The sequence below is a fragment of the Paraglaciecola sp. QJM3NY_14 genome (assembly GCF_056173245.1).
This window is the reverse complement of sequence record NZ_CM149664.1, coordinates 1,748,971-1,771,294: the sequence shown is the minus strand read 5'-3', so window position 1 is coordinate 1,771,294 and position 22,324 is coordinate 1,748,971. Positions and strand designations below refer to the sequence as shown.

At 44.2% G+C, this 22,324-nt stretch carries 25 protein-coding genes; 12 read left to right on the top strand and 13 right to left on the bottom strand.

The genetic code is table 11. The features are described from left to right. The first annotated feature begins 55 nt into the window (after positions 1-55). The 3 genes from AC0VYA_RS07575 to AC0VYA_RS07565 all read left to right on the top strand — a co-directional run bounded on the left by AC0VYA_RS07575 (position 56) and on the right by AC0VYA_RS07565 (position 2,071). Positions 56-976: a peptidylprolyl isomerase gene (locus tag AC0VYA_RS07575; RefSeq protein WP_475490594.1), complete on the top strand. Its 921-nt coding sequence runs from the start codon at positions 56-58 to the stop codon at positions 974-976. Between the two features lie 99 nt (positions 977-1,075). Next, positions 1,076-1,360 (top strand): hypothetical protein, encoded by a 285-nt coding sequence (locus AC0VYA_RS07570; protein ID WP_473479742.1) that lies wholly within the window; start codon positions 1,076-1,078, stop codon positions 1,358-1,360. Between the two features lie 168 nt (positions 1,361-1,528). Further along, positions 1,529-2,071, top strand: coding sequence for a cupin domain-containing protein (locus AC0VYA_RS07565; RefSeq protein WP_475490593.1), 543 nt, complete (start codon positions 1,529-1,531; stop codon positions 2,069-2,071). 18 nt (positions 2,072-2,089) lie between these two features. Here AC0VYA_RS07565 and AC0VYA_RS07560 read toward each other — a convergent pair whose 3' ends face one another. The 3 genes from AC0VYA_RS07560 to ppnP all read right to left on the bottom strand — a co-directional run bounded on the left by AC0VYA_RS07560 (position 2,090) and on the right by ppnP (position 3,177). Then, entirely contained in the window at positions 2,090-2,431 is a 342-nt protein-coding gene (locus AC0VYA_RS07560; protein WP_475490592.1) for a hypothetical protein, read from the bottom strand. 76 nt (positions 2,432-2,507) lie between these two features. Then, the gene (locus tag AC0VYA_RS07555) at positions 2,508-2,855 is read right to left on the bottom strand and encodes a Fis family transcriptional regulator (protein WP_475490591.1); all 348 of its coding nucleotides are present in this window, start codon (positions 2,853-2,855) and stop codon (positions 2,508-2,510) included. 40 nt (positions 2,856-2,895) lie between these two features. Further along, the gene (ppnP, locus tag AC0VYA_RS07550) at positions 2,896-3,177 is read right to left on the bottom strand and encodes a pyrimidine/purine nucleoside phosphorylase (protein ID WP_011574384.1); all 282 of its coding nucleotides are present in this window, start codon (positions 3,175-3,177) and stop codon (positions 2,896-2,898) included. 146 nt (positions 3,178-3,323) lie between these two features. On the opposite strand from ppnP, the gene AC0VYA_RS07545 reads away from it, so the two are divergent. The 3 genes from AC0VYA_RS07545 to ansA all read left to right on the top strand — a co-directional run bounded on the left by AC0VYA_RS07545 (position 3,324) and on the right by ansA (position 6,177). Then, positions 3,324-4,061: a dienelactone hydrolase family protein gene (locus tag AC0VYA_RS07545; RefSeq protein ID WP_475490590.1), complete on the top strand. Its 738-nt coding sequence runs from the start codon at positions 3,324-3,326 to the stop codon at positions 4,059-4,061. A 6-nt stretch (positions 4,062-4,067) separates the two neighbouring features. Then, on the top strand, positions 4,068-5,054 hold the full coding sequence (locus AC0VYA_RS07540; protein WP_475490589.1) for a hypothetical protein: 987 nt from the start codon (positions 4,068-4,070) through the stop codon (positions 5,052-5,054). A 115-nt stretch (positions 5,055-5,169) separates the two neighbouring features. Continuing rightward, on the top strand, positions 5,170-6,177 hold the full coding sequence (ansA, locus tag AC0VYA_RS07535; protein ID WP_041713537.1) for an asparaginase: 1,008 nt from the start codon (positions 5,170-5,172) through the stop codon (positions 6,175-6,177). 126 nt (positions 6,178-6,303) lie between these two features. Here the strand turns inward: ansA and cspE are convergent, their stop codons facing one another. The 4 genes from cspE to prmB all read right to left on the bottom strand — a co-directional run bounded on the left by cspE (position 6,304) and on the right by prmB (position 10,117). Next, complete coding sequence (gene cspE / locus AC0VYA_RS07530) at positions 6,304-6,510, bottom strand: transcription antiterminator/RNA stability regulator CspE (protein WP_006994582.1); 207 nt, start codon at positions 6,508-6,510, stop codon at positions 6,304-6,306. A 322-nt stretch (positions 6,511-6,832) separates the two neighbouring features. Further along, on the bottom strand, positions 6,833-7,966 hold the full coding sequence (locus AC0VYA_RS07525; protein ID WP_475490588.1) for an MFS transporter: 1,134 nt from the start codon (positions 7,964-7,966) through the stop codon (positions 6,833-6,835). A 50-nt stretch (positions 7,967-8,016) separates the two neighbouring features. Further along, positions 8,017-9,117 carry a chorismate synthase gene (gene aroC / locus AC0VYA_RS07520; protein WP_473479721.1) on the bottom strand — a complete coding sequence of 367 codons (1,101 nt, stop codon included), beginning with the start codon at positions 9,115-9,117 and terminating at the stop codon, positions 8,017-8,019. A 73-nt stretch (positions 9,118-9,190) separates the two neighbouring features. Further along, positions 9,191-10,117: a 50S ribosomal protein L3 N(5)-glutamine methyltransferase gene (gene prmB / locus AC0VYA_RS07515; RefSeq protein ID WP_475490587.1), complete on the bottom strand. Its 927-nt coding sequence runs from the start codon at positions 10,115-10,117 to the stop codon at positions 9,191-9,193. Between the two features lie 112 nt (positions 10,118-10,229). Here prmB and smrB point away from each other — a divergent pair, with 112 nt between their 5' ends. Beyond that, a complete protein-coding gene (gene smrB / locus AC0VYA_RS07510) occupies positions 10,230-10,790 on the top strand; it encodes an endonuclease SmrB (protein ID WP_473479718.1) in 561 nt (186 codons plus the stop codon). Here the strand turns inward: smrB and AC0VYA_RS07505 are convergent. Beyond that, positions 10,787-12,478: an EAL domain-containing response regulator gene (locus tag AC0VYA_RS07505; protein ID WP_011574376.1), complete on the bottom strand. Its 1,692-nt coding sequence runs from the start codon at positions 12,476-12,478 to the stop codon at positions 10,787-10,789. The genes smrB and AC0VYA_RS07505 overlap by 4 nt on opposite strands. A 79-nt stretch (positions 12,479-12,557) precedes the next feature. Then, positions 12,558-13,607: a putative porin gene (locus tag AC0VYA_RS07500; protein WP_475490586.1), complete on the bottom strand. Its 1,050-nt coding sequence runs from the start codon at positions 13,605-13,607 to the stop codon at positions 12,558-12,560. Positions 13,608-13,760: 153 nt separating this feature from the next. Between AC0VYA_RS07500 and AC0VYA_RS07495 the strand changes: the two genes are divergently transcribed. The 4 genes from AC0VYA_RS07495 to nosR all read left to right on the top strand — a co-directional run bounded on the left by AC0VYA_RS07495 (position 13,761) and on the right by nosR (position 18,298). After that, positions 13,761-14,318, top strand: coding sequence for a response regulator (locus AC0VYA_RS07495; protein ID WP_475490585.1), 558 nt, complete (start codon positions 13,761-13,763; stop codon positions 14,316-14,318). A 74-nt stretch (positions 14,319-14,392) separates the two neighbouring features. Continuing rightward, a complete protein-coding gene (locus tag AC0VYA_RS07490) occupies positions 14,393-15,217 on the top strand; it encodes a phosphate/phosphite/phosphonate ABC transporter substrate-binding protein (protein WP_475490584.1) in 825 nt (274 codons plus the stop codon). Between the two features lie 38 nt (positions 15,218-15,255). Then, on the top strand, positions 15,256-16,941 hold the full coding sequence (locus AC0VYA_RS07485) for an ATP-binding protein (protein WP_475490583.1): 1,686 nt from the start codon (positions 15,256-15,258) through the stop codon (positions 16,939-16,941). A 37-nt stretch (positions 16,942-16,978) separates the two neighbouring features. Further along, positions 16,979-18,298, top strand: coding sequence for a response regulator c-di-GMP phosphodiesterase, NosR family (nosR, locus tag AC0VYA_RS07480; RefSeq protein WP_475490582.1), 1,320 nt, complete (start codon positions 16,979-16,981; stop codon positions 18,296-18,298). Here nosR and AC0VYA_RS07475 read toward each other — a convergent pair. Together AC0VYA_RS07475 and AC0VYA_RS07470 are read right to left on the bottom strand one after the other, a co-directional pair. Beyond that, a complete protein-coding gene (locus AC0VYA_RS07475; RefSeq protein WP_475490581.1) occupies positions 18,276-19,769 on the bottom strand; it encodes a sensor histidine kinase in 1,494 nt (497 codons plus the stop codon). The two genes, nosR and AC0VYA_RS07475, sit on opposite strands and share 23 nt — an antisense overlap. Continuing rightward, positions 19,762-20,307, bottom strand: coding sequence for a heme NO-binding domain-containing protein (locus tag AC0VYA_RS07470; RefSeq protein ID WP_011574370.1), 546 nt, complete (start codon positions 20,305-20,307; stop codon positions 19,762-19,764). The genes AC0VYA_RS07475 and AC0VYA_RS07470 overlap by 8 nt, the downstream gene beginning before the upstream one ends. A gap of 299 nt (positions 20,308-20,606) precedes the next feature. Here AC0VYA_RS07470 and AC0VYA_RS07465 point away from each other — a divergent pair, with 299 nt between their 5' ends. Next, positions 20,607-21,380, top strand: coding sequence for a GDP-mannose dehydrogenase (locus tag AC0VYA_RS07465; protein ID WP_475490580.1), 774 nt, complete (start codon positions 20,607-20,609; stop codon positions 21,378-21,380). Between the two features lie 140 nt (positions 21,381-21,520). Here AC0VYA_RS07465 and AC0VYA_RS07460 read toward each other — a convergent pair whose 3' ends face one another. Both AC0VYA_RS07460 and AC0VYA_RS07455 read right to left on the bottom strand, forming a co-directional pair. Beyond that, positions 21,521-21,865, bottom strand: coding sequence for a hypothetical protein (locus AC0VYA_RS07460; RefSeq protein WP_475490579.1), 345 nt, complete (start codon positions 21,863-21,865; stop codon positions 21,521-21,523). Positions 21,866-21,981: 116 nt separating this feature from the next. Then, a complete protein-coding gene (locus AC0VYA_RS07455; protein WP_475490578.1) occupies positions 21,982-22,230 on the bottom strand; it encodes a hypothetical protein in 249 nt (82 codons plus the stop codon). Positions 22,231-22,324 lie beyond the last annotated feature (94 nt).

Genomic DNA, 22,324 nt, shown 5'->3' with positions numbered 1-22,324 from the left:
GGCGAGTTTTTTGATTCTATAACATAACTTGTTGCGCCAATAGATAAATTTAACAATGCGTAGATACACCCTCACCGCCATCACACTTAGTATTATCACTCTATTCGTTTCACTATTTGCGACTTCTTCACAAACGAATAGCCCTGTAGCCAAGACAGAAAATTCAACTCGCGTCGTACCTCAATGGCGAACACCTGAATCAACAAATCAGGTTTATATGCAGCTGGACTCAGGGCTCGTTACTATGGAGCTGGCACCGTTCATGTCCCCTATCAATGTTGCGCAGTTTAAAGGGCTCATCAAAGACGGCTTTTACGATGGTTTAGACTTCTATCGCGTGATTGACGGCTTTGTAGCTCAAGGGGGAGATGTTACAGAAAGTAGGCCTCATGAACACACTAAACAGCTGCCAGCGGAACTAACTCGTAGTTATAACGGCGTAGGCAACGCTGGCGATGACCCGTTCGTGTTGGTGCAAACTGGCGAGTTTATGGCTCCGCAAACAGGTTTCTTAAACGGTTTTGCTGCAGGTCGCGCCCCATCAATTCACCAAGAGTGGTTATTGCACTGCCCGGGTGTGGTTGCATTTGGCCGTAACAATGGACTTAACACCGCGAGTTCCGAGTTTTATATCGCCACCGGACAAGCCCCAAGGCATCTTGATAGGAACATGAGCGTGCTGGGAAAAGTGATTTACGGTATGCACCATGTACAACGTATTAAACGCGCCTCAGTGAATGTCCCCAGCGGGGTAATTGAAGACCCAACAAAGCGCACCAAAATAGTCTGGGCTAGGCTTGCCAATGATATTCCGGCACAGCAGCGTGTTGACGTGCAGGTGCAAAATGAACACTCTGACGCCGTTGCCACTCGCATAGCGCGCGGTCGCACACTGGAGAATGAATTTTTTCATTACAAAGGTAATGGCAATTTAGATGTGTGTTATTACAACTTGAAAACTCGAATAGTAGAATAATACACATTGCTATAGTATTTATGGCAGCACCAAATGCAGTAGCGACATCACACTAGTGACGCCTATTTTAAAATCTATCTACCTATCGGATGATGAAAAATGAACCTAGATAAAGCGCAAAAACGTATCGAGAAACGGGTTAAACGTGGCTTTCACGGGTACCCTATGATCAGTATTCAGTATTTTGGTGAAACGAGTGCGCTAGCAAGTAAAGTGGAAGTGAGCTTTATAGAGCAAGAAGACGCCGCGCCAATGACGGAAAGTTTCAGTAGCGACAACGATATTCGCAAAGATGAAACCGTACAAACCACCATAATCAAAATAATTGATCGAGTCGATGCCAAAACAGTAACCTTGGACGAAACAGTCCAACCTCTATCATAACCTGACAGGCGCGATATTTAAGTTACTCCCCAGATACTCAACGCAATAAACGTATACAGCAAGGGTAAAAACGATAACATGCAGTGCAACGCAACGTCTAAAACGAAATCAACAGCTATTCTCAGGATTAAAAAAACGCTGGTAACACTTAGCCTAGTAAGCAGCGCAATGTTTACCACTGAGCTAATGGCAGCGAATCCCCCCGTACCCCAGCTGAGCAAAGAGCAAGTCATATCCCAGCTCAAGTTATCTCATCATTTTGAAGGGGGATATTTTCGTCAAACATTCAAAGCCAATCACAGAGACAAAGTCACGACCCCTCGAGGTGATAGAACCACTATGACGGCTATTTTCTACATGCTGACCGACGACAACAACATTGATCATTTTCACACCAAGCACTCTGATGGCATTGAGTTTTATCATATGGGTGCGCCAATCACGTATCACATGATTTACCCTGATGGGCGATACGAGAAAGTGGTCGTTGGGCCTGATATCCAAAACGGTCAGCAACTACAACTCGCCGTTCCTGGTGGAACCTATAAAGCGGCTGAATTGCTTGCTGGCACATACGGTTTGGTCAGTGAAGCGGTAGCCCCCGGTTGGGAAAAAGAAGATATGATAGAAATAAACCGTGAAGCACTACTCGAAAAATTCCCCCAACATAAAGCGATAATCGACCGCTTGGCGAATAAGAATAAGCACTAGCGACAATAGAAGGCGACTTTACACTGGGTCGCCTTTAATAACAGAAAACGTCAATTGACAGTCGATGTGTTTTAGCAACTTGTTCACCATCGGCGGCGCGGCCACTTGCTGGTCATTATGGTTTAACACCGCAGCAATATGAATATCGCACTCGGCAATATTTATCTGCTGACGAACAAAAAATATGTTTAATTCATCAAATCGTTGCTCTGCAAGTTCCACGCTTCCAACATATTTACCTGCAACGTCTGCGGCGACATAGTGAGCCCCCTCAACTTCTCTTACCAAGGTAAACGCTTGCATCTTGTCCAGGTTCAAAAAGCGAAATGTCACCGTTGCACTGGGTACGTTTTTATTCAAAGGGAAGCTCTTATCATGTCATAGTTGGGTATAAATATGGCCTAGGCAAGACTGCCTAAACATAAAACCGAATCTGTCAGTGTTGCTTTAAACGCAGCTGCCAATTGCCATTGTTCTGCGCTTCACATGCTTGCTCAGTATCATAACGCACATGATGACGAGCATCTTTCAACTTAATCCCCACCTTGAGCAATTGCGCTTGGATTTGGCGGCGCAAATACACATCCTGTTCATGCATTTGTGCTTGTTCTAACGAGGCCTGAGTATCGAACACGCAAATGACCGCTAAACTACCAGGGAAGCGGTCGTAGCTAGCTATATGGGTAATCCATTCAAAGCCCGGCACCTCTCGTTTGGCTTGCTCACAAACAATGGTCAACGCTTTTATCACATTGTTATCGAGCTTCTTAACCGTTTTTTGCATGTTCGTTATTCGCCTTTACCGACAGTTAGTTTCTTAGCAACTATACATAGTCACAAAGGTAAGCAGTATTCACTGACACTTGCGCTTTGAATTTCACGTTAGCATCTACTGTGAACACTTGGCCGGCGGTAAGGGTTTTCCACTCACTTTCGCCTGGTAATAAAACGGTCATTGCACCGCTGACTACGCTCATGGTTTCATGCTGTGAGGTGGCAAACTCATACTCACCAGGCGCCATAACACCTAACGTAGAGTTACCCACTGCTGTGTCAAATGCGATAGATTTTACGTTACCTTCAAAATATTCATTTACGTTAAACATCGTTCCACTCCAGTTAGATTATTTTTGCGGGCGTTAATGTAGCAGCTTTACTGGTCACCTGCACAGCCGATACTATCTTTTTCTTCAAAGATAGCCTTCCTTGATTTACTCTTAGGCCTACTCTTATTCAGTGACTTCAATCAGCTATGATCATTCAATCTCATCAAGCCGTTATTTCTACGCCAAGTGGCAATATGCAAACGTCAATTTACCGACCTGTCAGTGCTGGCGCTTATCCTAGCATTATCTTTTATTCTGAGATATTTCAAGAAACGGCACCAATAACACGCAGTGCCAAACTGATAGCAGGACACGGATTTGTTGTGTTAGTACCCGAGGTGTTTCATGAGCTAAATCCAGCCGGGACCGTACTTGCCTATGATGATATAGGTAAAGACAAAGGCAATGCGGATAAATTCGCCAAGCCTTTGGAGCAACACGACAGCGACACCCAAAGCATGCTCAACTTCATCGATTCACAGACCTACTGCAATGCAAAGGTAGGCTCTATGGGCGTGTGTATTGGTGGCCATCTTGCCTTTAGGGCTGCTTTGAACCCAAGAGTAGACGGCGCCTTTTGTTTATATCCAACAGACATTCACTCCAACACCTTACCCTGTGCCCATGGCAATGACTCCTTGAGCCAATGCCCCAAAATTAAAGCTGAGCTGTGTATGATTTTTGGCAAACAAGACCCACACGTATCCCGAGAAGGCAGAGAACTGATCAACGCCACTATGCAAGATCACAACCTCAACTTCACTTGGCATGAGCTCAATGCCCAGCATGCATTTATGCGCGATGAAGGTGAGAGATACGATCCTGCTCTAGCTCTTGAGTGTTACCAAATGGCGATACAGATGTTCAACCGCTGCCTGAGTTGATCTTCAATGCTATCCGCTGCAAAGCTAATTTCAGGGGGCCTCGCCCCCAACTCCACGCGGTTTATCCGCAGTCCTCGACGCCGCTCTTTGTGCTTTAATTTGCTCTTATTGGCTGTTTTGTTCGATACCCAAGCAATGACTGCCCCCTTGCTTGAAGACATCCAGAGCGCGCGAGTAGAGCGTGTTGAAAGCAGAATAAGACAAATAAATGCAGGGCAGTTCGATCAGTTTGAGATCCACGGATTTAAGCGTTTTAATGCCGCTGATAAAGAAAAATTAAAGCAATGGGTGAAAACAGGCGTCAATGCCACCCGAGATACCTTAGGGGTGTACCCATCACGCTTAATATTTCATCTGGTGCCTAAAAAATCTAATCAACCTGTACCTTGGGCTTACACGCGACGGGATAAACCTCAGCGTATTTATTTACACGTGGACAGTCGTTTTCAGCAAGATAAATTCATTCGCGATTGGACGATTTATCACGAAATAAGCCATTTAGCGCTTCCCTATCTGGGCGGAAACTATGCTTGGCTTGCCGAGGGATTCGCTAGTTTTATGCAGTATCAAATCATGGCGAACGCAGGGATACTTGAGGGTTCGTTGGAGCAAAATTACCAAAATAAAATAGCCCCTCATTTGAAATGGTTCAACAGCGACTTAACGCCAGCCTCTATTGCTAGGCGATTAATGAGCCAAAAACAATACCCTGCCGCTTATTGGGGCAGTGCTTATTTTTTCATACTTGCAGATAAAGCATTGGCTGAACAACACCATACTCGGCTCAGCAAATTGATTAGCCAGTATCAATTCTGCTGTAATGAGCAATACGCTAGTGCTGGGCAAGTAATGAATGATCTAGATGGATTACTCGGGGCACCTGTTTTCACTGAGCTGCTTGCCTCATTTGAAAACCTGCCAGCACGTCAGCTCTATCCCCAAGCGTTTGCAAACAATGTCACGCCAACAGAGGGCGTTAGGGCCTTACCCTAAAAACTTTGCATTAAGCGGTTTGTACTAAGCGGTTTGTACTAAGCGCTTAGTACGGAGGGTTTTTGCCCAGTTATTGGGATACAATTCGCTTAAATTAAGTCATACGAGTTTTAAAGTGAAAAAACAAATCTATGTTGCTTATACGGGCGGCACTATCGGCATGCGCCCTTCATCAAAAGGTTATGTGCCCGCAGCTGGGTTCTTATCTGAAACTATCGCTAAGATGCCTGAATTTCATCGTCAAGAAATGCCTGATTTCACCATCAATGAATATCATAGCTTGATCGATTCTGCGGATATGAGCCCAAAAGATTGGCAACAAATAGCGGATGACATAAAGCAAAATTATCAAGATTATGACGGTTTTATCATTCTACACGGCACTGATACCATGGCATACACCGCGTCCGTGCTGTCGTTTATGCTGGAAAACCTCGGTAAACCGGTTATTGTCACTGGCTCGCAAATACCGTTAGCGCAATTGCGATCTGATGGCCAAGAGAACCTACTAAACGCCCTTTATTTGGCGGCTAACTACCCTATTCCTGAAGTGAGCCTGTACTTCAACAATAAGCTGTTTCGCGGTAATCGTAGCCGAAAATTAGACGCTGACGGTTTCGATGCATTTGGCTCACCCAATTTTCCGATGCTGCTTAAAGCTGGTATTAACATTGAGGTAAAAGCAGGGAAAGTCACACCGATTGATCAGCAACCTCTGGTCGTGAGCAGCGTTACACCTCAACCGGTGGGCGTGGTTAGCTTATATCCAGGGATCAGCGCAGAAGTGATACGCAACATTCTGCAACAGCCAGTCAAAGCCCTTATTCTGCTTAGTTACGGTGTAGGTAACGCGCCGCAAAACCCAGCGTTGTTGAATGAACTCAAGCAAGCCAATGACAACGGTATTTTAATCGTTAACTGCACCCAATGCCTGCGCGGCAAAGTCAATATGTCCGGTTATGCCAATGGTAATGTTCTACAGGATGTGGGGGTACTTTCAGGAGGAGACATGACACCAGAAGCTGCACTCGCGAAACTGCATTACCTTCTGAGCAAAACTTTAAGTGTGTCAGAAATGAAACAAAGACTCACCAGTAACCTTAAGGGTGAGCTGACTGTCTAACAGCCACGCATAGGTCGATTCTATTGAGGCTTGACCTATACCAAAAGACTAAATTTCAAGCATAAAAAAAGGCAAACTAGAAGTTTGCCTTTTTTTGGAATTCGTATTTAATCAAGCAAGCTTGAATTAAAGTACTACGATATTCTCTGCTTGAGGACCTTTTTGGCCTTGAGTTACAGTGAACTCAACTTTTTGGCCTTCAGCTAGTGTTTTGAAGCCAGTACCAGTAATTGCACGGAAGTGAGCAAATACGTCAGGACCATTTTCTTGCTGAATGAAACCAAAACCTTTAGATTCGTTGAACCATTTAACTGTACCAGTAGTAGTAGACATAGTCTTTCCTATAATTTTCAAGAGTAATAAAAAAACCTTTTTCAAGGCGAGGTTTGCTGAAGCGTGTTGCTATTACTTATGATATACAAGACGAGGTACTACAATGGAACATCGAAACAGTGTGCATAAATATCAAACGTACTTTCAAGCGCGATTAGAATAACACCCCTCACAGTAACGTCAACCATTATTATCAATTTCACTGGTCTTACGAGCTCTTCTTTATCGATATGAAATCAAATACATACGCTCCCACGTACATGTAAAAAGCATGTTAATAACAAGGCTTGAAACAGCGCAGATTACTGCGCCTAGAAAGTCACTATTTCGGCATATACCGGCTAGGAATACAGGCGACCATAGCAGCGCCTAATAACGCGAATACGGTAGCGATTGTAAAAGCGATTTCCGCCCCCTGCCCCTGATCCCATATCAATCCAGCGCCGAAGTTGCCTGCCGCTCCCCCTACACCAAATCCGATGCTGGTGTATAACGCTTGTCCTTGGCTACGAAACTGATGACCAAAATAATGGTGAATAAAGTTAATTGAAGCGGCGTGAATCAACCCAAAACTAAATGCGTGTAGCATCTGGCTGACGACCAATGCAGGCCAATGCTGCGCAGCAACAGCCAACAGATACCAGCGTAATGCAGTAAGAAGCATACTGACTAACAATGTCCACTTAACACCAAAGCGACTAATCAGCTTCCCAGCGAGTAAAAATATGATTACTTCTGCCGCAACACCCAAGGCGATCAAGGCTCCCGTTTCTTGGCCAGTGTAAGCTAAATCTCTCGCGTACAATGCAAAGAAACCGTAATAAGGGCCAAAGCTTACTTGGATCAATGTCGAGGACACAATAAAGCCAACAAACACTTTTGTGCGCACTTTTTTCCAAATCGATTCACCACTAGTCAGTGTGCGGTCGCTGGCGCTAGCTTCCTTTAAGCCAAGCGTGATCAAAAACAATCCTAGCAGCACAGCACCACTTAGATAGATAGGCGCCTCACTCGAGAACACATCAATAAGTTTACCCGCCAACACTGTGAGTACAATAAAGCCTATGCTTCCCCATAAGCGCACATGACTATATTTAGTCGCGTCTCCACGCACGCTGCCAAGGGTAATCACTTCAGTTTGTGGCGCAATCGCGGTAAAAAACAGCATCATCAAACCAAACGCGACGGTGAGTCCCCAAAAGCTGTTTAACCAAAAGATGGAACAAAATGTAGCAAAAGTAAGAAACGCCCCGAACTGCAGAATGCGCAGAGACTTGCCTGACTTGTCAGCAAAAGCAGCAAACAAATTCGGCCCAATAATGCGCATCAGGGTAATAAGCGCAAATAACTCACCTATCTCTTGTGAGCTAAATCCTCGACCGTCAAGGAACACGCCCAGATAAGGGACCAGTACGCCAAGTTGACCAAAATACAAAAAGAAAGTTAGAGACAGCATCACCAGATTGCCTCTGGAAAATGCTGCCTGAGTCGCTACCACGTAAACGCTTATTTACTTTGGGCAGGAATAACGGGCGTGATAGATTGCACATCCGCGTTTTGGCCGCGGTGACGCAAATAATGGTCCATCAACACTAGGGCCATCATGGCTTCTGCTATAGGGACCGCACGGATGCCCACGCACGGATCGTGACGACCTTTGGTGACGACTTCTGCTGTTTCGCCATTGATGTCAATGCTTTCTCCCGGCACGCTGATACTTGAAGTAGGTTTAAGCGCCATATGCACCACTAAATCCTGGCCGCTTGAAATACCGCCTAAAACGCCCCCTGAACGGTTTGATTTAAACCCATCAGCGGACATTAAATCACGATGCTCACTGCCCTTTTGTTCGACGGTGTCAAACCCATCCCCCACTTCAACGCCTTTTACCGCATTGATGCCCATCATGGCATGGGCTAAATCAGCATCTAGCCGGTCAAATATAGGCTCACCGAGTCCAACAGGCATATTGGTCGCAACAACAGAAACCTTAGCACCAATCGAATCACCTTGTTTTTTAAGGTCACGCATATAGTCATCTAACGCTTCTAACTTGCTCTCATCAGGGCAAAAGAACGCATTCGTGTTGGTTACACTGTGATCAACCTTGTCGATTTTAATCGGACCGAGCTGTGACAAATATCCCCGCACCTCAATGCCTAAATGGGTCTTAAGGAATTTTTTTGCTACCCCACCTGCGGCCACTCGAATTGCGGTTTCACGTGCAGAAGAACGACCTCCTCCGCGATAATCGCGTAGCCCGTACTTTTGCTGATAGGTGTAATCAGCATGACCAGGTCTAAAGGTATCTTTAATTTTTGAATAATCATTACTGCGCTGATCGGTATTCTTAATCAGCAAACCAATACTGGTACCCGTGGTTTTGCCTTCGAACACACCAGAGAGAATTTGCACTTCGTCTTCTTCACGTCGTGCTGTGGTGTAGCGTGAGGTACCTGGTTTACGACGATCTAAATCTACTTGCAAGTCCGCTTCACTGATTTCTAAACCAGGAGGACAACCATCGATAACACCGCCAATAGCAATGCCATGACTCTCGCCAAAGGTACTTAAAGTAAAAAGCTTGCCAAAGGTATTGCCAGCCATAGTGTTATATTCCTCGTATTCGCTAGTTTCAAATGCTTAATAATAATTGCTTAAGAGATGCTTGCGTCACTTATCAGGCAAAATATGCCTCTAAATCGCTTTTACTGATTGCAAACACACCATGACCACCTCGATTAAACTCCACCCATTGCAACGCTAAATCAGGGTATATATGCTCCATATGGAACTGGCTATTACCCACTTCCACAAACAACCAACCATCGTCAGTTAGATGCGCTGGTGCTTGGCGCAACATCTTATGCACTAAGTCCAATCCATCATCGCCTGCCGCTAATGCAAGCTCTGGCTCATGATGAAATTCTTCGGGCAAGTCAGCCATATCTTCTGCGTCCACATAGGGCGGATTGCTGATGATTAAGTCGTATTTTTGCCCTTCTAGCGCAGCCATTAAGTCGGATTGAATAGGGTATACTCTATCGCTCAATTGATGCTCGTGAATATTCATTTCAGCCACTTCAAGCGCCTCTGGACTGATATCAACCGCGTCAACCGTTGCGCTTTCAAACGCGTACGCCAACGCGATAGCGATGCAGCCACCGCCGGTACATAGATCAAGAATATGCGTAGGGGGTGTTGACACCCAGTTCGCAAATTTATCATCAATCAGCTCAGCAATAGGCGAACGCGGTATTAATACGCGCTCATCAACATAAAATGGTAAGCCGCAGAACCACGCTTGGTGCATTAAATACGGTAACGGTATCCGCTCTTCTGCGCGGCGCTGAACCAGTGCGGCGATATCACGTTTTTCAATCTGGGTTAGGCGAGCTTGAAACAACTGTTCACCTGTTTGCTCCAGCATATCTTGAGGCAAATTTAAGGTATGTAGTACTAAACACACCGCTTCGTCCCAGGGGTTATCAGTACCATGGCCATAAAACAAACCGGCTTGATTAAATTGACTGACCGACCAACGCACCATATCCAGCATTGTATGCAAATCATTCACGGCTTGTTCTGTATCCACGCGGTTATTCATTTTCACCCTAAAATTTGTTTTGCTTAATCAACGGCTCTTCGTAGTTTCACTACCCAGATTTTGCTAAACTAAGCGGAATAAATGCCTTACATCAAGCCCGCTATTCAACGCTATGAAAAAAACGCCCCCCCTCGAACCATCTGACACGGCACTATTTCGAAGTGAGTTTACTGATGTAAAGCCAATAAAGCAGGACAAAATACCGCCTCAACGCCTTTCCAGCAAGCATAAATCCGCGGATTTAGCTAAAAAGCTTGATCGCCTCAATGACGTTAAGCAGCGAAATGCAACTTTTCAATTCTCGGACGGATTTGAAGGACACTTTGATAGCCACCAGCCACTCAAATACGTTCAGCCCGGGGCCGACTCTTTCGAAGTGAAACGTTTACGTCGCGGTGAGTACCCACCTGACCTCATTTTGGATCTACATGGGTTGAACAAAGAACAGGCGAAATTGGAAATTGCCGCGCTCATTTACGCAGCGCAAAAACAGCATTACCACTGTGTCTGTATCGTCCATGGTATCGGCAGTTATGTGCTGAAAAAGAATGTACCAAACTGGTTAATTCAGCACCCCAGCGTAAAAGGCTTTCACCAGGCCCCATTGGAATGGGGTGGTCAAGGCGCCGTATTAGTACTGATAGACCTCCCCCAAGTGCACAGCAAGTATTAGTGCATAAACGGCTGTTGTAATAACAATTTTTCAAACTCAGGCTTAGGCAGTGCTTTACTAAAATAATACCCTTGAATGTAGTCGCAGTTGAGTTGCTTCAATAGCGCAACCTGCCCTTCTAGTTCAACCCCTTCAGCAACCACATCAATACCTAGTTCATGACACATAGCAATCAATCCACCAATCATGCTCTGAATTTCCTTGCAGCCTTCAATGCCGTCCACCAGCACTTTATCTAGTTTCAGCACATCAATAGGTAATTTTGCCAGATAAGCGAAAGACGAGTACCCAGTGCCAAAATCATCCATAGCGATGCTCACCCCAAGCTCTTTAAGCTCCCATAAGATCGCCAACGTTTGCTCAAAATCTTGGATCAGGCAAGACTCAGTAATTTCCAGCTCAATGAGTGACGGCGGCAATGCGTACTTATCCAACAGGTGTTCGAATTGCTCCACTACGCTGTGATTAGCTAGCTGTCTTGAGGAAATATTTATCGCGACACGCTTTAAGTCAGGAGTGAAATGGTGAAGCTCAGCAATTTTTTTTACGCTTTGATCTATCAGCCATTCGCCGATTTGCTCAATTTGACCATCTAGTTCGCTCAAATTGATAAACTCATTGGGCGGGATCCATCCCAATTCATTGTGTTGCCAACGGATAAGGATCTCCGCGCTATCAATTTGCTGATCGGGTAAGTGCACTTTCGGCTGAAAATGCAAGAAGAACTGGTTATCACGTAGCGCACCATTAATGGAGTTTTTAATCTTAAGCTGGCGTTGCTGCAAGTCACGCAAGGCTGAATCAAAACGGCACAACCTTTCTCTGTCTGAATTATCGACTGAAAACGCACAACGTAAGTTTTCCATCAAACTACTTGGGTCTTCGCCATCAGTGGGAGCCAATGCATACCCCATCACACAGTTTATTTTAACGCAGCCTTTGCGCTGTGTATTGGGCTCGTTTAATTTGTGGTTAATGGCTGATAAGCGACGACGGATCACCTCTTCACTTTCAAAATCAGGAATGATGATGAAAATTTTGCCGCTGTCAAAGGCAAACGTTTTACTGCCTTGTGGCAGTTCGCTACTGACTAATCCTCTAATTTCAGTTAACAGTCCAGTGAAAATACCCGGCCCAGCATGCTGTTCTAAGTAGTCGTAGTCCTTAATTTTAAGCGAAACGAGGCAAAACTCTTGTTGCATCTCAAACTGGTCGCGCACCGCTTGCTCAAATGCGTAATACTCAGGATTGTGCTCGCCTTCTAATACGCGCCGATTCATTATTCTGGCGTGATATTCAACAAACGCGCCGTCGACTTCTTCTATTAACTGTTGATTATTCCAAGGCTTACGCAAAAATTTATGCGCCGCACCGCTGTTTAATAAACCGATGGCTGAATCAAAATCTGCAAAACCACTCAGTACCATTGATATCACATCAGGGTGATGTTGCTTAATTTGCTCGAGAAACTCAGCACCTGACATCTGTGGCATACGAAAATCCGACAGCACCACTTGAATGTTGTGCTCTTGCATTATGGCAAGCCCTTCTTGGGCACTATTGGCCATAAAGACTTCAAATGGTGTTTTCACTAAACAGCGTTTTAATGACGATAAAATATTCGGTTCATCGTCCACAACTAAAAGCTTACCTGTCGCCGGAGTGGCATGTAATTGCTGGCTGTTCATTTGCGTTAGCCCCTAAGCATTATTATGTTAATTAAGACAGTGTTAAGTAACAGAGCACTGATTTTTAGTATGTTGATGTTCAAAACTGATACTGCCCTTCAATTCGCACTCGAACACCTTGTTCGTCTTTCCCTTTAATAGTTCTAATGTCGCTGACGCGGGCACCTAACCACCAGTTATGGTTCATTTTCCGGCGCAATCTAATATCAACCCCCTGCAAATTCGAGGTAGCAAACCTAGCGGTGCCGTTTTGCGCAAATTCATTAATCACACCAAAACGTTCGACCCGCAGATACCTTATATGCCAAGCATAATTGCCCACTTGCTTTAAGGTACCTTGGCTAAACTGCAAAGCAAGGCTGGTTTTCTGATCATTAAATTGGTCAAACTGTGAGAAGCTTTCCAACGAATGCCCTATATCTACGCCCAATTTATATCCTTGATAGCCAACACTCGTGGACAGGCGTATCGAACGGTTATCTAGCTCAGTGTCTTTTTTCGCATACCTTGCGCCCTGCTGACCGTGGTAATCCACCAGCCAAGGTGAAACCCTCAGCTTTATCCCCTTAAAATCATAGTTCATATTCAACTGTATGATGTGCATCAGACCTATTACATCGCTGTTTCCATCCAGAGGTTTCAGTGATGCGAGTTGCAGTTGATGCTGTTCATTGAACTGATAATTCAGGTGAACGCCAATAGGGTGCAAATTTCTATCCCAAAATATGTCAGTGACTTGCTTCGATTGCCACGGAATTTTGCCGATATAAAGCTGAGCTTGGCTGGATTTTCCTGAATTAAATTTTCCAGTCATAAATAGGCGTTCTACATACACATCGTTATCTGGCTGAGGCTGTGTATTAAATCTAGCGACAGTAATGGCTGGTACATTTTGCTTATTTTTCAACCCCGTACTTAAACGTCCCTGTGCAGACCAATTATTATTGATGTCAGCCTTGAGCCCTAAACGGGCAATCAAGCGAAGACGCTCCCGGTCTGGCAAATTATTGTGCTGGCTTTCATGTTCGTATCTCAGAATCATATTGCCAAATACATCAAGATCACTCGCAATCGCTGCACTGGGTACTGCACTGAGCGCTATGAGTACTCGCAACATAAACTTCTCCATCGAAAACTCCTTGCCATCCCAGATAACATTACATTCGTGAGACTAATAATTACACAATGCCACTATTGTCACACATTACACTTTAGTCCTATTTGTCATTTTAGTCATAAATGGTATAAACTAATCATACGTAATGACAGCCAAGAGAAATCAATGAAAACATTAACCTCCGGTGAAATAGCGAAGTACTGTGACGTTAATTTGCGCACGGTTATCCGCTGGATTGATAGTGGCAGACTCAAAGGCTACAAGTTGCCTGGTGGTGGTAATAACCGTGTGAAAGAAAAAGATTTTCTCGCATTTTTGCAAGATAACGAGCTACCTATCCCTACTGAGTTTCAAACAAAAGAGACACGTGTGTTGATAGTTGACGATGAATTGCAAGTGGCAAAAGCCATAAGCCGAGTAACCACTCGCGCCGGCTTCAAAAGTGTTATAGCGACAGACCCTTTTATGGCAGGTGCGTTGTTGACCAGTTTCAAACCGCAGTTAATGACACTCGATTTAAGCATGCCTGGGGTTAACGGTTATGACATCGTTAAATTTGCCCGCCATGATTACGACGATAAATCGTTGAAAATACTAATTATTTCAGCCCTAGGAGAAGAGCAACGACAACAGGCAGTCGATTTGGGCGCTGATATGTCACTGTCTAAACCATTTTCAAACAAAGAATTACTAAACACGATTGAAAGCCTGCTGGTTAAATAATTTTTGGCTACACACGTGTTGGTCTCTTTTTGATTGTTTTTTTGTTCACTTTCGAACGATGATAGGAGTACAAGATGAAAAAACGTTTTCTAGGCTGTATTTTTTTATTCTGCGCTTTAACCACATTGCCAGCTTTGGCCGCTGAAAAGCAGTCACAGCAAGCATTAACCTTTGCTGTTGTGCCTCAACAATCAGCGAAAAAACTAGCCAAGTTGTGGACCCCACTATTAAAGGAAATAAGTGCAACTAGTGGGGTTGAACTTGTATTTACTACGGCACCCAATATCCCCATATTTGAACAACGTTTAGAGCGTGGTGAATACGACTTTGCTTATATGAACCCGTACCATTTTACTGTGTTCAACCAAACGGCAGGCTACCACGCGCTAGCAAAGCAAAGAAATAAATCTATTCAGGGGATCATCGTGGTCAAACAAGACTCGCCCATCACAACCCTGCAGCAATTAGAAAACCTGACCTTGGCATTTCCTGCTCCTGCGGCATTTGCTGCCACGCTTTTGCCTAAAGCTGACTTACAAGCTCAAAATATACTGATTGAAAGCCGCTACGTATCCTCTCACGACTCTGTTTACCTTGCTGTCGCAAGAGGTTTGCTGCCTGCAGGAGGCGGCATTATGCGTACGTTCAATAATGCACCAGAGCAAGTCAGAGATAGCCTGCGAGTCCTTTGGAAAACCAAAGCGCACACGCCTCACGCCATTGCTAGCCACATGAGTGTCCCGTTGGAGGTTCGTGAACGAGTACTACAAAGTTTACTTAGCCTAGACAAAACAAAACAAGGAAAGGGTCTGCTAAAAACCATTAACTTTAGCACTTTTGAAAGCGCAGAAGATAATGACTGGGATGACATTCGGGCCTTGGGCATTAAAACGCTTTAATACGCGTCATGCTTAGAATATTTTAACGGGAGTCTCACATGTCTTTGCGTCGAAAAACAATAATAGGTATTGCCAGCATAGAAGCCGTGCTGTTGCTTTCGTTAATCATCACCGCCGTGACGTTTTTAAGTCAATCTGTGAACAAAGACTTGATTAAACATGCCTCTACCACTGCGACTTTGTTCTCAACCACCACCAAAGATGCTGTCCTTTCGTACGATCTTGCGTCACTGGATGATTTTGTCTCTGAAGCGCTTAAAAACCCCGGTATAGAATACGCTCGAGTCATTAGTAGCACTGAGGGCATTTTATCGCAAAAAGGCTCTGCTTCAGCATTGGCCCGTGCATTTAACGCCGATATGCATATGTCCGACGTCACCGATGGCATCTTTGACACCTACGCCGATATCATTGAAGGGGATACTGTTTATGGTCGCGTGGAAATAGGCATGAGCACAGAGCAGGCCGTCACTTCTATCGCCAAAATAAAACAATGGACCACCTCCATTGCAGTTGTAGAGTTAATTCTCGTGGCTTTATTTTCATATGCTTTGGGTCATTATTTAACCCGCCAACTTGGTTTGCTTAGGGCTGGGGCGAAAAAGATATCCTATAGCGTACTCTCGGGTGATTTTAATGACACCCGCATTGCGATAAAAACTAAGGATGAACTCGGAGAAGTTGCCCACGCCTTTAACCAAATGGTCGAAACCTTAGAAGCGGAATGCGTTCGGGTTAAAAAATATCAAGAAGAACTAGAGCATCTAAATCAAACTTTGGAAAAGCGTGTAGTGGCAAGAACGCAACTACTTGAAGATAAAAACGCACAATTAAGCCTTATCAACTTTGAATTAAAGAGCACACAGGAACAACTTGTACAGGCTGAAAAAATGGCCTCTCTTGGGCAATTAGCAGCTGGGGTTGCCCACGAAATAAATAATCCAATAGGCTTTGTTAGCAGTAACCTAACATCTCTTTCAGAGTATGCAGATGTGTACGTTAAGCTGGGGCAACATATCACCGATTGGCAATCGAGCGAAACACCAGAAGACCGCAAAAAGTACGAAAACAGCCTAATTGAATTTATTCAAAGTGAAAATCTTGCGTTTATGCAAGAAGACATTCAAGCGTTAATCAATGAATCGAATGAAGGCCTAATACGGGTTAAAGATATCGTATCAGGACTGAAACAATTTTCCCGAGCTGACAGTAAAGAGAGTCAATACTTTGATATCAATGACTGTGTTAAAACCACGTTGAGTATGGTCAGCAACGAACTTAAATACCACTGTGACATCGTCACGCACCTGCAAGATGTCCCTCAAGTTAACATCAATGTAGGCAAAATTTGTCAGGTACTAACCAATTTATTCATCAATGCAGGTCAAGCAATTGGTTCGCAAGATACTTCCCAACAAAGTATTGCCCCACAAGGTATTGCCCCACAAGGCGTCATCACTATTGAAACCTATTCTCATCATGAATTGGTATATGTGGTGGTCAGTGATACTGGTCATGGTATTCCAGCTGAGAATCTAAAGCGCCTGTTTGACCCTTTCTTTACCACTAAGCCAGAAGGGCAAGGCACGGGACTTGGTTTGGCTATTTCTTTTGGTATTGCCCAAGAACATGGCGGCGATCTGAGCGTGTTCAGCGAAGAACACAAAGGCAGTCGCTTTACCTTAAGCTTGCCCGCAGCCACTTTACCCACAGAAACCGTCTAATAATGAGCCTTACAACTCATAAAATAGGAGTCAGTATATGAACACGTTATCAGAAAACGAAACGACCACGTTTACGGTTTTATGTGTCGATGATGAAGTCAATATTCTCAAAGCCATCAAACGGGTTCTTCACAGGCAAGATTTTAAACTGATCACAGCTGAAAGTGGTGCACAAGCGTTAGAGATACTAAAGCAAGAATCCGTTCAGGTCATCGTTTCAGACATGAGAATGCCAAATATGTCAGGCGCTGAGTTTTTGCAGAAAAGTACTGAAATTATCCCCGACTGCTATCGCATCCTGCTGACTGGTTATTCCGATATGTCATCAACCATTGATGCCGTAAACAAAGGAGACATCGACCGTTACTTACAAAAGCCATGGGATAACCACGAGCTCATCACCACGGTTAACGATGGTCTGGCGAAAATTAAACTTAAACTTGAGAACAAGCGTCTGAGTAGCTTAGTTAATAAGCAAAATACCTTGTTGAAGGATTTGAATCACAACTTAGATGAAAAAGTAAAACTGCGCAGCAAACAAATAGTACTCGCGATGCGCAAGCTAGAGCGCAATACCCTTGCCACCCAGCGAGTACTGTATAATTTCATTAGTATTAATCCCCACCTTGATGGCGGGTTTGCGCAAAGTGTGAGCCATCTAGCAGGTAAAATTGCCGACCAAATGTCTTTGCCTGAAAAAGAACACAATCAAGTTACTTTTGCATCGCTGCTTTGTGAAATCGGCCTATTAGGTTTAGACACCGCCCTGTATGCTAAACCTTTCAGTGAGCTTAACTACAATCAGCAAGATATTTTTATGCATCAAACTAAATATGCTGAACAAATTTTAAGCCCTGCAACTCATCTTCGGGACGAACTGGATATTATTACGTGTCAGTTTGAATACGTAGACGGCACAGGCCCTAACAAGCTTTTCCTTGAGCAAATACCATTAGGTGCACAAATTCTAGCGGTCGCGAGGGATTTCTGGCGCTATAAATTAGGGCGTATAGGTAAAACCCCTCTATCCAATAGTGAAGCGATTAATGAGCTGAAGAAATACCGAGGATTACGATACGCGGCAAAAGTCCTAGACATTTTGGTCAAAAATCCAGATCTTATCAGTGGCCAGTTTATTGCCGCGGCAATACAAGTCGTTGATCTGCGTGATGGTATGCGTTTAAAAGAAGATATTCTGACGGAAAATCACATATTGGTGCTGCCTAAAGGTCATGTGTTTTCTGATACTTCCATTCGCCAACTAGCCAACTATGAAAAACAAAAAAGCCAGTCTTTTTCCATCCATGTGCATCCAGCAGAAACCGCGCCAGACACTACTGAGGTAGAGGAAAACTAAGAGAGAATTGAGTTCCTTTACCTACGGTAGATTGCACTTGTGTATGCACGTTATGTGACTCGAGAATAGCGTATGACACCGACAACCCTAAACCTGTCCCTACGCCTACAGGCTTAGTGGTGAAAAACGGTGTAAATAACTGGTCGAGTGTTTTTTTGTCCATGCCACAGCCATTATCGATCACCTCTATCAATAATACCCTGGGGGTCAGTTTTGATTTAATCGTTAGCTTGCCGCCCTTTGACATGGCGTAAGCGGCATTCACAAATAAGTTCACAAAAACTTGTTGCAGTTGCCCAATGTTTCCAAGTACTTCTGGTAAATCCTCCGGCAACAAATTATCCACTACATGTTCATATTTAAGGGCATTCCAAGCGATTTTCAGCGCCCCTTCAATGCAGGCTTTAATGTCTATTTTGTCTAGTTTGCCATCACCGCTGTGAGAAAAGGTTTTCAAGTTCTCAACGATCTCTTTTACCCTGTCTAACCCTTCTAAATTCGATGCCAGTAAATCTTTGGCATCCTGTTGTATGTAGACTAAATCAATGTTTTCACATAATGACTTGTATTGCGCTGCATCCAACTGCCCTGAGATACCAATTTGCTTTGAAATTAACGCATGTAGTTGCTGATAATCTTGTAGGTATTCTTCAAGCATCTCTAGATTTGAGCGAATAAAGCCCACTGGGTTATTAATTTCATGGGCAACGCCAGCGGCAAGCTGCCCTAAAGAGGCCATTTTTTCTGATTGAATGAGTTGCTGTTTAGCCTGCTCTAAGCGGTTCACCGTGTCTTGCAGTTCCACCGTGCGCTTTCGAATACTTACGTCAGTAATGCGCCGCGTAATGCCGCTTAACAGGTGTTCTCTGGCGGTGCTGAGCACAGAGAGCGCCTCTTCGTCTAAATATTCCGCTCGGCTAAAAAACGCTAACCATGCAATTTTCTTTCCGAGTAATTCAAAGTTAACAAACACTATCCATTTGAATCCGGCTAATGCTTGGCTAGATTGTTCATCGATAGCTGAGACCAACCACATGCTCAGGCATTCTTGCTGTTGAATGGGTAAGAACTGTGTTGCTTGCTGTAAGAATGCTTTGTCAGAGACCCACTCATTTGGCGCCCGCCAAATATTGTCGACTTTAGATTCTAACGCTTGGCCATTTTGCGTCACGATAAACATGCCACATTCCACCGAAAAAAATTGCCCAGTCAACTCCACCGTATTCGTTATCAGCTCTTGTAAGGATATATCCGAGGAGACGTCACCTGAGGTTTGGCGTAAAAACTCTAGCTCAGCTTGTTTTTTCTTAGCCATCGCCAAGGAAGTTTGCAACGACTGATTGGTTTCATACAGTGCACGAGAGTGCACCTCTAAGTGCTGTTCAGACATCACTCGGGCTTTCTTTTCTCGCTCGACTTTACGCTCTAAAACGGCGATCCTTGCCTCTAATTCCTCGTTCGATTTAGCCAACTTTGGTAACCTTTATCACACATCGTGCGTCGCCATCATGCTCACATTCTGGTTGTTCAATTGCCACTTTTTGACCTGTATGATCAGCCAACCCCTCTATGATCCCTTCACAAAAGTAACACATCTTGCGCGGAGAGAGATAATGAAAACTCAAAGAGTTCTCTGTTTCCTCTATAAACTCGAATTCTGGTAATATCGCTTCTGGATTCAGCTTTTTCACTTCCACATGGATAACATCTTGTACCCCATAAAGAAAGCTGAATACGTCGGTAAATTTATGCGCCTCAGGGGGAGCGGCTTCTAACAACTGTTTGAACATCCATTGGCCGAACGCCATTTGAGCCTGTTGACCCGTTAGGCCCTTCTTTCCCATAATTAAACCCACTAGGGTAAACAGTTCTGCGTCATCGTAAGTCGCAACTGAAGTGTATATGCCGTCACTGGGTAACTCTGCATCTTGCAACAATTCGTCCCAAAACTCATCGCCCCATAATTCATCAACAAACTGATTCAACTTTACAAAAATAATGCCTTTCATAAGCTATTCTCCGCTGCGTTACACTCTCGACAACTAGCCAACATTGACTAACAAGTAATGTTCAATTCCAAGATAGTCGATTTTTACCGCTAACCTCAACGTAAATTAGTCTACCTTTGCGTGTAATTCTGTCTTAAATATGCAACATTCAAGCCCCTACACGTATCGCAATCAAACCTTAACCTATTGATATATTTAAATATATAGAAATTGGAACAAGAACTGCTAACTTGAGATTAAATGAATGTTGTGCCTAACAATTTACTTGGGACCAACATTATTAATATAAGGACAATTAAATGTTTGATTCTCAGCGGTTCGATAATTCACATGATCACCATGCCTATGCTTATGGCAGCAAACCACAGCTTGCAGTAGACAATACCCGTGGTTTTAATCGCATCGTCGCCTTCAGTGACGGCAGCGCGCAAGGCTACCAATTACCAAAGTGCCGCAATAGCAAGCGCATTAGTGTGTTTGGTCTTGGCCATAACGGCGCACTGTCGGCTATTTGCATGGCAGCCATTGGGCACAAAGTAATAGGTGTCGATTTAGACCAGCGCCGCATCAACGCGCTCAATCAAGGTCGAACGTTCTCAGACGAAGATGGTTTGCCCGAGTTACTGGCCCAAATCGGTACATTCTGTAATTTGGTTGCAACCGACGATGGTTTTAATGCGGTCAAACGCTCTGATTATTCACTGATCTACGTAAATGACGATGCAGACAGCACGACTTCCGTCAGCATTGATAAACTCAAAATCATTTGCGAGCAGATTGGCCTGAGCCTGAGATACAAAGAGCATTATCATAATATCGTCTTCTGCCAACAATTAGCATCGGAAATAGTCAAGGATGTGCTTATTCCCATCTTAGAAAAACAAAGTGGCAAAAAAGTGTCTGAAGCATTTGGTGTCACGTCAATGCAAAGTGGTAACCAGACTACTCGCAGCATCAAAGAGTTTTATCAACCCGCGCAATTAGTCATCCAGTTTATCGACAAGCAGAGTTGTCAAATGACCGAGCAACTATTTAACGGTTTCAAAGCGAGTATCAGGCGCATAAGCTGGTAAGCACTTATTTTCCAGTACCCAGTTAAAAATCGGAAAAAGGCGCAAATAAATCGGAGAAAAACCGACGTTATTTGCGCCTTTTCAAATGATAAAACTAAGATTAATCGCTGCGTATGAACGCGAGCGTTTAATACCCATACTTACGCGTAGGTATCAACCTGATTAACTGATGACGTGCTCGACTGGCTACCGGTTAACGACGTCAGCATATCTTTAAATGCTGCACCAAGTTCATCTTCAGACATACTGCTGGCGTTATCACGTAAACTATCTAACTGTGACTTTAAAGATGACTGTTGATCCTTACTCAAGCTGGACAACATATCAGTAACAGCACTTTGCTCTTCACTCGATAGGGTCGACACCGCAGACTCCATGCCTGGTGGTATTCCTCCCTCAGGCGGCGGTGGAGGTGGGCCCTTTGGGCGACCAACGTCTGACGAAGCCAATGGATTCATGGATTGGTTAGCAGCATTTATTTGCATTTCAGTTATCCTTTTTTAGGGTGATAATTTAACATCGACGCTAGGGCGCGTTGATCTTTGCTGTACGCAATTTGGTCTACATGGAAGCGTTTTAATCGCGAAACAGTCCTGCCGGCCTAGTCTCTTTTGCCCATCTCAGGTACAGCAACCAAGGTGTCATCAATCATCTGACAAGTCGCACTCATTGAGTCTCCTCGTCTAGTTTCTACGCTGACAGAATCACCCTCTGATTGACCTTCACAGGCTTCAAATGCTTCAGGAGGCGGACGGCGCTCGCCACCTTGCCCACGACCTTCTTGTGCACATGCTGTAAGACTGCTAAGTGTGAAAACACTAGCGACGATAAACATTTTTGATGATGGCATATTTTTTTACTCCAGATTTAGTCTACAACAAATACTATCAAGCAAATGTGCAGAAACAGTGGAGATTGCATGGAGAAGTCGGTTAAATTGCTGC

Bases quoted from the DNA above. Each gene is read 5' to 3' on its own strand.
- AC0VYA_RS07575 (WP_475490594.1), top strand. From the start codon at position 56: ATGCGTAGATACACCCTCACCGCCATCACACTTAGTATTATCACTCTA.
- AC0VYA_RS07570 (WP_473479742.1), top strand. From the start codon at position 1,076: ATGAACCTAGATAAAGCGCAAAAACGTATCGAGAAACGGGTTAAACGT.
- AC0VYA_RS07565 (WP_475490593.1), top strand. From the start codon at position 1,529: ATGTTTACCACTGAGCTAATGGCAGCGAATCCCCCCGTACCCCAGCTG.
- AC0VYA_RS07555 (WP_475490591.1), bottom strand. From the start codon at position 2,855: ATGCAAAAAACGGTTAAGAAGCTCGATAACAATGTGATAAAAGCGTTG.
- ppnP (WP_011574384.1), bottom strand. From the start codon at position 3,177: ATGTTTAACGTAAATGAATATTTTGAAGGTAACGTAAAATCTATCGCA.
- AC0VYA_RS07545 (WP_475490590.1), top strand. From the start codon at position 3,324: ATGATCATTCAATCTCATCAAGCCGTTATTTCTACGCCAAGTGGCAAT.
- AC0VYA_RS07540 (WP_475490589.1), top strand. From the start codon at position 4,068: ATGCTATCCGCTGCAAAGCTAATTTCAGGGGGCCTCGCCCCCAACTCC.
- cspE (WP_006994582.1), bottom strand. From the start codon at position 6,510: ATGTCTACTACTACTGGTACAGTTAAATGGTTCAACGAATCTAAAGGT.
- AC0VYA_RS07525 (WP_475490588.1), bottom strand. From the start codon at position 7,966: ATGCTGTCTCTAACTTTCTTTTTGTATTTTGGTCAACTTGGCGTACTG.
- aroC (WP_473479721.1), bottom strand. From the start codon at position 9,117: ATGGCTGGCAATACCTTTGGCAAGCTTTTTACTTTAAGTACCTTTGGC.
- prmB (WP_475490587.1), bottom strand. From the start codon at position 10,117: ATGAATAACCGCGTGGATACAGAACAAGCCGTGAATGATTTGCATACA.
- smrB (WP_473479718.1), top strand. From the start codon at position 10,230: ATGAAAAAAACGCCCCCCCTCGAACCATCTGACACGGCACTATTTCGA.
- AC0VYA_RS07505 (WP_011574376.1), bottom strand. From the start codon at position 12,478: ATGAACAGCCAGCAATTACATGCCACTCCGGCGACAGGTAAGCTTTTA.
- AC0VYA_RS07500 (WP_475490586.1), bottom strand. From the start codon at position 13,607: ATGGAGAAGTTTATGTTGCGAGTACTCATAGCGCTCAGTGCAGTACCC.
- AC0VYA_RS07495 (WP_475490585.1), top strand. From the start codon at position 13,761: ATGAAAACATTAACCTCCGGTGAAATAGCGAAGTACTGTGACGTTAAT.
- AC0VYA_RS07490 (WP_475490584.1), top strand. From the start codon at position 14,393: ATGAAAAAACGTTTTCTAGGCTGTATTTTTTTATTCTGCGCTTTAACC.
- AC0VYA_RS07485 (WP_475490583.1), top strand. From the start codon at position 15,256: ATGTCTTTGCGTCGAAAAACAATAATAGGTATTGCCAGCATAGAAGCC.
- nosR (WP_475490582.1), top strand. From the start codon at position 16,979: ATGAACACGTTATCAGAAAACGAAACGACCACGTTTACGGTTTTATGT.
- AC0VYA_RS07470 (WP_011574370.1), bottom strand. From the start codon at position 20,307: ATGAAAGGCATTATTTTTGTAAAGTTGAATCAGTTTGTTGATGAATTA.
- AC0VYA_RS07465 (WP_475490580.1), top strand. From the start codon at position 20,607: ATGTTTGATTCTCAGCGGTTCGATAATTCACATGATCACCATGCCTAT.
- AC0VYA_RS07460 (WP_475490579.1), bottom strand. From the start codon at position 21,865: ATGCAAATAAATGCTGCTAACCAATCCATGAATCCATTGGCTTCGTCA.
- AC0VYA_RS07455 (WP_475490578.1), bottom strand. From the start codon at position 22,230: ATGCCATCATCAAAAATGTTTATCGTCGCTAGTGTTTTCACACTTAGC.